Annotated in this window: 10 protein-coding genes; 9 read left to right on the top strand and 1 reads right to left on the bottom strand. The window is 44.5% G+C overall.

All coding sequences use genetic code 11. The annotated features are described in order from the left end of the window. From I3249_RS12640 to I3249_RS12605, 8 genes are all read left to right on the top strand, one after another. A partial coding sequence (locus tag I3249_RS12640; protein ID WP_238070190.1) for a copper resistance protein B occupies positions 1-738 on the top strand: 738 nt, incomplete at its 5' end. Positions 739-765: 27 nt separating this feature from the next. After that, on the top strand, positions 766-1,251 hold the full coding sequence (locus I3249_RS12635; protein ID WP_057758571.1) for a DUF305 domain-containing protein: 486 nt from the start codon (positions 766-768) through the stop codon (positions 1,249-1,251). A 431-nt stretch (positions 1,252-1,682) separates the two neighbouring features. Beyond that, entirely contained in the window at positions 1,683-1,961 is a 279-nt protein-coding gene (locus tag I3249_RS12630; protein WP_057758573.1) for a DUF5676 family membrane protein, read from the top strand. A 140-nt stretch (positions 1,962-2,101) separates the two neighbouring features. After that, positions 2,102-4,789: a copper-translocating P-type ATPase gene (locus I3249_RS12625; protein ID WP_227677057.1), complete on the top strand. Its 2,688-nt coding sequence runs from the start codon at positions 2,102-2,104 to the stop codon at positions 4,787-4,789. A gap of 80 nt (positions 4,790-4,869) precedes the next feature. Continuing rightward, entirely contained in the window at positions 4,870-5,154 is a 285-nt protein-coding gene (tatA, locus tag I3249_RS12620) for a Sec-independent protein translocase subunit TatA (protein ID WP_201569657.1), read from the top strand. A gap of 55 nt (positions 5,155-5,209) precedes the next feature. After that, positions 5,210-5,596, top strand: coding sequence for a Sec-independent protein translocase protein TatB (gene tatB / locus I3249_RS12615; protein WP_201569659.1), 387 nt, complete (start codon positions 5,210-5,212; stop codon positions 5,594-5,596). After that, positions 5,593-6,459, top strand: a complete 867-nt coding sequence (tatC, locus tag I3249_RS12610) for a twin-arginine translocase subunit TatC (RefSeq protein WP_201569661.1) — start codon at positions 5,593-5,595, stop codon at positions 6,457-6,459. The genes tatB and tatC overlap by 4 nt, the downstream gene beginning before the upstream one ends. Positions 6,460-6,550: 91 nt before the next feature. Further along, entirely contained in the window at positions 6,551-7,843 is a 1,293-nt protein-coding gene (locus I3249_RS12605; RefSeq protein ID WP_201569663.1) for a hypothetical protein, read from the top strand. 48 nt (positions 7,844-7,891) lie between these two features. Here the strand turns inward: I3249_RS12605 and I3249_RS12600 are convergent, their stop codons facing one another. Next, positions 7,892-8,251, bottom strand: a complete 360-nt coding sequence (locus I3249_RS12600) for a hypothetical protein (protein ID WP_227677058.1) — start codon at positions 8,249-8,251, stop codon at positions 7,892-7,894. A 387-nt stretch (positions 8,252-8,638) separates the two neighbouring features. Here I3249_RS12600 and I3249_RS12595 point away from each other — a divergent pair, with 387 nt between their 5' ends. Next, the gene (locus I3249_RS12595) at positions 8,639-9,028 is read left to right on the top strand and encodes a DUF6122 family protein (RefSeq protein WP_201569665.1); all 390 of its coding nucleotides are present in this window, start codon (positions 8,639-8,641) and stop codon (positions 9,026-9,028) included. Positions 9,029-9,324 lie beyond the last annotated feature (296 nt).

Genomic DNA, 9,324 nt, shown 5'->3' with positions numbered 1-9,324 from the left:
GGCATGGATATGTCAGGGATGCAAGGTGGGCAGCCACCAGCCGATGCTCGCAGTCCAGACTATTCAAATGGGGTTCCCTACGGACAGTATGGTAAGCCAATGATGATGGGCAGCATGCCATTATGGGGAGTGTCAGTAGACGACTTGGGCTATCAGTTTGATGAAGACCAAATCAACTTTGAGGCGACGGGTTGGTATGGTACTGATAGCAATCGTATAAGACTACGTACCGAAGGTAGTGCTCAGACTAAAGATGATAAAGAAATCGATAGCTTGAGCTCGCTTGCTTATTGGAAACCACTGAGCATTTTCTGGAATGGTGAAGCTGGTGTTGCTTACGATACTGAAAATGATAACGCGGCGGTGATGGCAGGTATTGTCGGCACCGCGCCTTATTTTATTGAAACAGATGCGAGAGCCTACTTATATACCGATGGTCAACTTCGTCTTGATTTAGGGGCAGAGTACGAATGGCGTTTAGATCAGCATTGGGTGGTCATACCGGAGGTGGGATTAACTGCCTTTAGTAAAGATGACCATGATAATGGTATTACCAAAGGCTTTAATGAGATGGAAACCGAGGTTAGGCTGACTTACGAGACGTTCAGTCGCCAGCTAGCTCCTTATGTGGGTGTTAGTTATGAGACAGCGCTTGGCAAGGCTCGTGGTCAACGACGTCAAGAAGATGAATCGGTTGATAGTAGTAGTTTGACTGCGGGGGTTAAATTCTGGTTTTAATATTATTAAAACAATAGGGGATATACTATGAATGCTTCAGATCAAAACAGCATGAATCATCAACAGGGCATGAACCCTTATGTAAAGTTCACTCTGATGATTGTGACGTCTACGATTGTGATGTACATCATGATGTATTTCAATACTTATGAATGGGATCATATTTATTTTAGTGAAACCCGAGCTTACATGGCGCTCTACATGGGTGCCGGTATGGCAGTGGTCATGTTGGCATTTATGACGAATATGTATAAGAAGACCAAAGTCAATTTAATGATCTATGGTCTAAGCGTATTGATGTTTGCTGTTGGTATTTGGGGTGTTAGATCACAAGCAACTGTCGATCAAGTCGATTGGATGCAAGCGATGATACCGCATCACTCGATTGCCATTCTCACTAGTAGTCGCGCTGATATTGAAGATCCGCGTGTACAAAAGCTTGCTGACGATATTATTAAAGCGCAAAAGCGTGAAATCGCTGAGATGAAGCAATTGATTGATGAGCTTGAATAACGATCTATACTGATAGGAATATTTTAAACAAATAAAATAATGGTCTATCAAATGATAGACTTAAGCATATAGGTCTTTTTATTCAAAGCTACTTTCACTACAGAATCAAAACATTGCTCATGAAAAAGCAATAAAAGGCTGAGTATGCATGGTTCACTTTCCCTACTGGCCTTCTGGCTGCTGCAATTGTTGTCTCTTTTAGTGCTTACTCCTATATCAAAATCTCTAACGCTTACCCGTCAGCTGGCGGTGCTGCGACGTACTTGCATCAAGTATATGGAGACTGTTTGACGACCGGTTTTAATGCTCTGCTGATGTAATTTTCTATAATTATTGCGCAAAGCTTTCTGGCTCGGATGCTCGGGTCATATACCATACCGTTGTTTGGTGGTGACGAAAGCGGTGTATAGCATCCACCAAGGAGAGTCAAGATGAACGAATTGAATTCAAAAGCGAATACTTTAAGAATTGGTCCTGTGGGCAATAGCGTTTCTCTGTTTCTGCTCATTAGCTATCTCTTGTGCATAGGCTTTGGCCTACTCGCACCTGAGCAGATAAGCATGCATGAGGCTTGGGCACCGCTGCTACCTGGTTTTGAATGGCTGACATGGTCAGGTTTCCTAATTGGATTTGTCGAATCCTATCTTTATGGTTGGTATTTTGCGATTGTGTTTGTACCGCTATATCGCTGGTTTGCTAAAGCAGGATGAGTCTAGCGTAGCCATTGAATCTTCGGCTCAGATAGGTCAGCTATGCTGAGAACGACGGACAGTGCGCTAATCTTGGATGGGATCAAAAGCTGGTGACTTAGACCTAAACTATCATTGCAATCAATAACGGGAACATAGTCATGAAACACGATACGACGAAAAATACTTCGGATAGCGAAGACCATGATTGCTGTGACGGTACAGCGAATACAGGCATAGAATCCAATAAAGATACCACTTACGATAAGGTACCAACTGGTTACAGTGGAACCATTTATACCTGTCCGATGCATTCAGAGGTGAGAGACGTTACAGATAGCGGCTGTCCCATATGCAAAATGTCTCTTAAACCTGAAGACGCTGTTGCCGAGATGGTAGCAATGAAAGATGACCATACAAGCTGTCATAGTCCGTCGAATACCGATGCTCATCTTACTAAAGAAAGTAAGTACGACAAAGTACCGGAAAATTATAGCGGTACCGTTTATACCTGCCCTATGCATCCCGAAGTGAGAGATGTTGAAAAAAGCGATTGCCCAATATGCGGCATGTTTCTCAAACCTGAGGGCGAGGTTACTGATTCAAATGATAATGAAGACAGTCATGCACACCGTCATGGAAAGGATACTGACCTTACTAAGGTAAACTCTATAAAAGGCGGCAAGTACGATAAAGTGCCAGCTGGCTACAGCGGAACCGTTTATACCTGTCCCATGCATCCCGAAGTCAGAGATGTTGAGAATAGTGGTTGTCCCATATGTGGCATGGCACTTGAATCAGAGACTGTTGCTATTGGTGAAGAGGATACCTCAGAGCTCGATGACATGACTCGGCGTTTTTGGATTTGTACCGTGCTGACCGTCCCTTTGTTTTTGTATGCAATGAGCGATATGGTAGGTATAAATTTGGACAGCTTCATTCAAGGCGGTCAGGGCGATATCGCTGGGAAGATTGCGCAGTGGATCCAGTTGGCGCTTGCGGTACCAGTGGTGTTATGGGGAGCAGCACCTTTCTTCGTGCGAGGTTGGCAATCCATAAAAAGTCGCAACCTAAATATGTTTACCCTAATTGCGATAGGTGTAGGCACAGCATTTGGTTTCAGTCTGATAGCAACCTTTATTCCGGGCATTTTCCCAGACAGTTTTAGGGATGCATCCGGTCGAGTCGGTGTTTATTATGAAGCAGCAGCGGTTATCACGACATTGGTACTACTAGGTCAGGTTCTAGAGCTTAAAGCCCGAAGCCAGACTTCTGGCGCAATTCGTGCTCTTCTTGAGTTGGCACCACCAAATGCAAAGCGGGTAGATGAGCAAGGCGTTGAGACAGAAGTCTCCCTTGACGAAGTTATCAGTGGCGACAAATTACGGGTTAAGCCAGGAGAGAAACTCCCTGTAGATGGCATTGTGCTTGAAGGCAGCAGCAGTATCGATGAGTCGATGGTAACGGGGGAACCTATTCCGGTTTCTAAAGCAAAAGGCGATACGGTTACTGGTGGCACAGTAAACGGCACGGGAACCCTACTGGTTGAAGCGGTTGACGTGGGTGATGACACGGTACTGTCCAAGATCGTCAAAATGGTTGCTGAAGCCCAGCGCAGTCGCGCACCAATACAGAAGCTGGTGGATAAGGTGGCTGGATGGTTTGTGCCAATTGTCCTTATCTGCTCTATCATAACTTTTATCGTCTGGGCTATTTTCGGACCTGCGCCTGCCATGGCCTTTGCACTGGTCAACGCTATTGCAGTGTTAATCATCGCTTGCCCTTGTGCTTTAGGACTCGCCACGCCTATGTCGATTATGGTCGGTACTGGCAAGGGTGCTCAGAATGGCGTGCTTATCAAAAACGCTGAAGCGTTAGAGAGCATGGAAAAAGTCGATACCATCGTTGTCGATAAAACGGGAACATTAACCGCAGGCAAACCAGAGCTCACTGCTATCGAAGCACTTGGTGGCTTAGATGAAAATGAACTGCTTATACTTGTCGCTGCGGTAGAGACTGCCAGCGAGCATCCTTTGGCAGAAGCTATCGTTAAAGCTGCGCAGGAAAAATCTCTTGATATTGCTAAAGCCAGTGATTTTAGCTCAACCACTGGCGAAGGCGCGCAGGCACTGGTCAATGGCAAGCAAGTCGCTGTAGGCAACTCAAAATTTATGCAACGTCTTGATAGCTTTGACAGTACGCTTTCAGAACGTGCTGATAAGCGCAGAAAAGACGGCGAAACGGTAATGTTTGTAGCAGTAAACGGCCAAGCTGCTGGTTTAATATCAGTCGCTGATCCGATCAAGCCGAGTACCAGCGAAGCGATATCTTTACTGCATCAGGCTGGACTAAAGGTGGTCATGCTAACAGGTGACAACGAAATAACCGCTAGAGCCGTTGCCAGTAAGTTAAATATTGATGAGGTACATGCTGACGTCTCTCCAGAAGACAAAAACCGTATTATCAAAGAGCTACAAAATAGCGGCAAGGTCGTGGCTATGGCGGGTGACGGTATTAACGATGCTCCCGCTCTTGCACAGGCTAACGTTGGCATTGCCATGGGCACAGGAACAGATGTGGCTATGGAAAGTGCTGGCATCACGCTAGTGAAGGGTGATCTGATGGGAATTGTCAGAGCCCATAAACTGAGTCATTCTACGATGCGAAATATCAGACAAAACCTGTTTTTTGCGTTTATCTACAATGCGCTCGGTATACCGCTTGCGGCAGGTGTTCTGTATCCATTTTTTGGGCTGTTGCTCAGTCCAATGATAGCGGCCGCTGCTATGAGTCTGTCTTCAGTATCTGTTATTGGCAACGCGCTGCGATTGCGTCGCTTGAAACTGTAGTTTTGGTATGGTGGATCAGTTTCTAAAGCACACATACACATACTGGTCTTATCAAGACTTTAAAATATAAGGATCACGTTATGGGCAGTTTTTCTATTACACATTGGCTGATTTTATTGGTTGTGGTGGTGGTCGTATTTGGCACCGCTAAGCTTAAAAATGCTGGCAAAGATTTAGGCGGTGCAGTAAAGGGTTTTAAAGAAGCAGTCAAAGATGAAGAAACCTCGCGTGCTCGCAATAATCGTTCACTTGACCATGAAAATAGTACGCCAGCTGCAAGTAATGATTTAAATACACAGGTAGGTACTCAGGCTGATGATACAGAAATCAGCCCTATCACCACTGATGATCAGCACAAAGCATGAAGCGCGCCGCTTATAAATAGCAGCACTAAATAGTCTTTTAATATATGTGACTGTTATGTTTGATATCGGGTTTTCCGAGTTACTCTTGTTTGGCATCATTGCTTTAATCGTATTGGGCCCAGAGAAACTGCCGCAGGCTGCGCGTACGGCTGGGCAATGGTATGCCAAACTGCGCCGTACAGTATCCACTCTACAGTCTGAAATAGAAGCTGAGCTAGATCTGGCTGAAACGCGCCAACAAATACAAAGTGAGCTTGTAAAAATCCGTCAGACTGAGTCAGATATGAAGCGTGAACTAGCAGAGATGCGCGGTAGTATGCAAAAGTTTGAAGACTCGCAGAATCAGAGCTTAGATACTTCATATCAGCCAATGTCTTCTCATCAGCAAGATCATCAGCCAAATACTTCCTCTTCTTCATCTATAGAGAAGGTGGATGAATGAGCTTATTTAAACGCCAAAAAAATCGACAAAAAAAGTTAGCGAATACAAATACTAAAGTTCCAGACACTGCCCATAGTGATGAGGCTGATAATGTGCTGAATGCGCTCAGTGATATGCCTATTACTGAACATTTGATTGAACTACGCAAGCATCTCATCAAAATATGCGTAGCCGTTTTGATTGTTTTCTTAGCATTGGCAGGGTTTTCACGCGAGCTCTATAATCTTTTATCAGACCCATTGGTAGCGCAGTTGCCAGCTAATTCGACTATGATTGCCACCGACATCACGTCAAACTTTATGGCACCCATTCGCTTAACAGTTTTTGTCGCCGCATTTTTAGCGATGCCTTATATTCTGTATCAAATTTGGTCGTTTGTCGCCGCTGGCCTATATAAGAAAGAGAAGAAAATTGCTATTCCTGTGCTGTTGTCTTCGATATTTTTATTCTATACGGGTGTTGCTTTTGCCTACTTTGTCGTGCTCAAAGGTGTATTGAAATTTTTTATCCTATTCGCGCCGCAGAACGTTATACCGATGACCGATATTGACAGTTATCTGAGCTTTGCCCTCAAGTTGTTTATGGTGTTTGGACTGACTTTTGAAATTCCAGTGGTTACCTTACTACTGATAATGGTTGGAATCGTTTCTACTAAGAGTTTAGAAGACAAGCGCCGTTATATCATTGTCGGCTGCTTTGCGGTTGCAGCGGTAGTAACACCGCCTGATGGCATATCCATGCTCTTGCTAGCGATTCCTATGTGGCTATTGTTTGAGTTGGGTTTATTCTTAGCAAAAATGTTAATCAAAGAGGAACGAAGCACCGCTTTAGACTCAGGAAATGAGACATTAAAAAGCAACTAGCATCATCGTAAAAACGCCAAATACCCCTTTTGTTTTTTGCTGTTTACTAGAGTATGTCAGCGTAAGTAATCTACTTAACGACGAGGTTTAAATGGAACACTTAACCAGCAACAACGATGAGACGAATGACGGTCTCGCAAATCGACTGAATCAAGAGTGCTACTGTATTACTCTCGATCGTAAAGCGCTCAATACAAGCCTTCAAGATCAATTAATGGAAACTAGAAGCAATCCAATAGGAGCGAATGAGCTTAATAAGATTTTTTCAGCAACACCAGTGTTCGTCCCCAAGACAGAGATAGCGACGATGGAGCAGATCGTTGACGCTATCGAGTTGGCTGCCAAGCTGTCGCCGTATCAAGAGCAAGCCCTGTCGTGGGCACCAGAAATCTCTGCTTTTGACCCTGGTCCAATAGGGGCTCTCATGGGCTATGACTTTCACTTGGGTCGTGATGGTCCTCAGCTCATTGAGGTCAATACCAATGCTGGTGGCGCGTTTCTTAATGTGTTGCTCGCTCGTGCACAAAAACGCTGCTGTAATGCCTCACAGCAGAGCGCTGTAACCACTCAAATGCTAGATGCATTTGAGGAGTCAGTGTTTACTATGTTCAAACAGGAATGGCAAAGACAGTCTGCTGTTGCTATGCCCAACCTAATAGCCATCGTGGATAATGATCCTAAGAGTCAGTTCATGTTTTTGGAGTTCCAGTTAGCACGTCAACTGCTCCAAGCTAGAGGCATTGACACTGTGATACTAGATCCCTCTGAACTCGACTATGTCGATGGCAAGCTGACAGCGCATGGTAAGCCCATTGATATGATCTACAATCGGTTGGTCGACTTCGCATTTGAGGAGCCTGACCATGCACTGCTTAAGCGTGCGTATCTAGAAGGTGCTGTGGTAGTAACGCCTAATCCTCATGTCCATGCTATGTTGGCTAATAAGCACAATCTGACCTTGCTATCCGATCCGCAGACATTGCGCGCTTGGGGACTGAATGATGCAGCAGCAGAATGCCTCGAAAAGTCTGTGCCAAGGACTAAGCTCGTATCAAGAGACGAGGCAGCAGAGTTGTGGCGTACTCGGCGACAGCTGTTTTTTAAGCCAGTTGCTGGTCATGGAAGCAAAGGGGTCTATCGCGGTAGTAAGCTGACTCGACGCGTTTTTGAGAACATTCTTGATGAGGATTATATCGCACAGTCCTTTGTTCCTGCAGGAGAGCGATCAATAAAAATTGATGACACTGTCACAACGAGAAAGGTTGATATACGTCTTTATACGTATGACGGACAACTGCTACTACCTGCGGCGCGTGTTTATCAAGGTCAGACGACTAATTTCCGTACACCAGGGGGTGGATTCGCGCCTGTTTTCCAAGTGTAATGGTGTAGTGAGCTAAATAGCACCAACTGCCTTTAATGCTAATTTTTATTACTTGGATATCTGCCAACCTAGGAACATCCATTTGACAGTGTAGATTAACATTATCGGAATGACCACCCACTGAACGAGCGGCAACGCACCTATGCTTAGTAACGGAACATCAGGCATCAGCCCACTATAATTCCACCTTTGGCCAGCGCCAGTTGCCCAGTATTCAAAGAGTATTGTCACAGTTAGGCCAACGCCAAGGTATATCGATAAAGTCGACAGACGCCACGGCTTTGCAATCCAGAACCAGTCTTTTACAAACAATGCCGCAAGCACGTAAGCGCCAAAAGCAATATTGGCATCACCGACGGTCGCACGTGTACAAAGCCAGACTACGTCCCAGTGTCTCGCTTCGGCCATGCCGGAGAAGAAAGGTACCTGTGCCATCTCCCAAAAAAAATGGAGAAAGAAACTTACGCTCCATACCATCAGGGCAAGCACTGCTAATGTCGCTGCTCGGCGGGATAGGCTTACAAGAGTCATCATTCCTCCAAAAATAGCCATAGCAATAAATACAATTTCATGTTTACTCGATCGTCGTTACCAGACCGAAACGCCGCTTACTGGCGTCTCCTAACGGCAGATCAGTATGTTGCCTGCGGCGCGTGTTTATCAAGGTCAGGTGACTAACTTCCGTATGCCAGGTGGTGGATTCGTGCTTGTCTTTCAGGTGTGAAGGTATACCTCAGATCGTGTATGATACTCTTAGGACAATTTTTAAAACACCCTCTTAGTTCGGAAAAAGCGATGAGTCAAACCGTTATCCATTATTTTCTACATTTTGGTATGCCGTTGATTATCGCCTATATGTTTTTTCGTAGTGACTATAAGCGAGTTTATTTGATCCTATTAGCAACCATGCTAGTTGATTTAGATCATCTACTAGCGACACCTATCTTTTCGCCCAATCGTTGTAGTATTAATTTCCATCCGCTACATACTTATTATGCGATGGCAGTATATGCGAGCATGTTGTTTTTACCAAAGCCCTATAAGGTAATTGGTTTAGGGTTATTACTGCATATGTTGACTGATTTAAATGACTGCATAATGACCTATATTAATTGTCCGCAGTGTTTGAGTCAGGCTTCTGCCCGTGAGTTGGTAGCGTGGTTAGGCAAAGCTATTAAGTTTTAATACGGTTGTGACTACATCCCTTTGTTCAGAGGATATAGTCTAAACAGATTTTGTGGCACAGCCAGCTATCAGTACAGTGGATAGTGGAGGAATGGTAAAGATAATTTTCAAGTTATACTCCTACTTAAACCACCCCAGTATGGTTGGAAATTTAACGTCTTGTGAGTATGTACTAAATGCTAACTTCAAAATAATTGAAATACTTACGCTAAATGATGACTTAGATTAACACATGAAGTGCAATACCAAATGCGAGGTGAAAAAAAGACCTAGATGCGCTAGCATCAAAGTTTATA

Source organism: Psychrobacter sp. Ps1 (assembly GCF_022129425.1).
Lineage (GTDB): Bacteria > Pseudomonadota > Gammaproteobacteria > Pseudomonadales > Moraxellaceae > Psychrobacter.
This window is presented reverse-complemented; position numbering and strand designations above follow the sequence as displayed.